Genomic DNA, 1,613 nt, shown 5'->3' with positions numbered 1-1,613 from the left:
TGTCGCGCGCAGTTGTAAATTGATACGGCAACGCAGTTAGGAATTGATACACCTCGTTGTAGGGTTGCTCCTTTTGGGCGGCCCGTGATCAGCTACGAGGAGTACATGGAAATCGAGATTCTGCGTCGCCAGGGAAACAGCCTCCGGGACATCGCAGTCGAGACCGGCATGGCAGTTAACACAGTCAGGAAGTATCTGAAATCGGGTCCGCCGCAACGCAAGGCCCGTCAGCCGGTACCGGGCAAACTTGCGCCGTTCAAGACGTATCTGCAGGGCCGCGTGGAAGCGGCGAAGCCAGACTGGATTCCGGCGACGGTGCTCAAGCGGGAGATCGAGGAACGCGGCTATAAGGGAGGGTTGCGCCGGGTGCAGGAGTATTTGCAGAAGCTTCGCCCCGCTGCACGCCCCGACCCGGTGGTCAGATTCGAGACTGAGCCGGGCCACCAGATGCAGATGGACTGGATCGAGTTTCGTAAGCCGGGGCACAAACTCGGCATGCTCGCGGCGTTCGTTGCGACATTGGGCTACAGCCGCGTCAGCTACGCGGAGTTTGTCACCGACATGCGTATCGAAACGCTGCTGGCTTGTCATGCGCGGGCATTCGAGGCATTTGGCGGCGTCACCAGAGAGATCGTGTACGACAACATGAAGACGGTGATTCTGAAACGCGATGCCTATGGCAAGAAGCAGCACCGATATCATCCGGGGTTCGCTGACTTCGCCAAACACCATGGGTTTGTGCCCCGGGTGTGCAAGCCATACCGCGCGAAGACGAAGGGCAAGGTCGAGCGTATGAACGGATATCTGCGCTACAGCTTCTGGGTCCCGTTGGTTTCAATGCTCAAACAAGCTGGGCTCACAGCCGACTGCGGCCTGTGCAATGAGCGCGTCAGACTGTGGTTGCGCGACGTCGCCAACGTCCGTGTGCACGGCACTACCAAACGGGTTCCGGCCGAAGTGTTGCTTGAGGAGCGGCCGCATCTTCTTCCACTACCGGCGCCCTACGTGGGACGATCGGTTAGAACGGGCGCGACGCCACATCAGCAGCCGAAACCAGCATCACGGTACGCAAGCCCCGAGTGGAACAAACCGTTGCAGCACCCGTTGTCGGTCTACGACGCGTTCAGCCGCGCACAGGAGGTAAGCGCATGACGCCACAGCTCGAACGACTGACTGTGTTGTGCAAGCAGCTCAACCTGCTGCACTTGCCGACACAGATTGCACACCTCGGCCAGATGGCCGCGAAGCGCGAGCTCGGCTATCTCGACTTCCTCGAACAGGCCTTGAAGGATGAAGCCATGGCACGCGCGGAACGAATGCGCCGGATGCTGACGCGTCTGGCTGGCTTCCCGGCAATCAAGACGCTTGATGAATTCGACTTCGAATTCGCGCTCGGCGTACCGAAAGCACTGGTTCTCGAACTCGGCAGTCTTGCCTTTGTGGAGCGTGCCGAGAATGTCGTGCTCCTTGGACCCAGCGGCGTTGGTAAAACCCATCTTGCTGTCGCGCTTGGATATCGTGCAACGCAGGCCGGGTTTCGCACTCGCTTCATCACTGCGGCCGATCTGCTGATGCAATTGACGACAGCGTTGCGCCGTAACCAGCTGGAGGAA

The 1,613-nt window shown here is 59.5% G+C and carries 2 protein-coding genes; both read left to right on the top strand.

What is annotated here, in order from left to right; all coding sequences use genetic code 11:
- The first annotated feature begins 84 nt into the window (after window positions 1-84).
- Complete coding sequence (gene istA / locus E1N52_RS43635; protein WP_425468217.1) at window positions 85-1,152, top strand: IS21 family transposase; 1,068 nt, start codon at window positions 85-87, stop codon at window positions 1,150-1,152.
- Window positions 1,149-1,613: ATP-binding protein (locus tag E1N52_RS43630; RefSeq protein ID WP_165979596.1), on the top strand; the 465-nt coding region annotated here is incomplete at its 3' end. The genes istA and E1N52_RS43630, both read left to right, overlap by 4 nt.

Source organism: Paraburkholderia guartelaensis, assembly GCF_004353905.1.
Classification (GTDB): domain Bacteria; phylum Pseudomonadota; class Gammaproteobacteria; order Burkholderiales; family Burkholderiaceae; genus Paraburkholderia; species Paraburkholderia guartelaensis.
The sequence above is the reverse complement of the archived record's forward strand: the minus strand, read 5'-3'. Positions and strand labels throughout refer to the sequence as shown.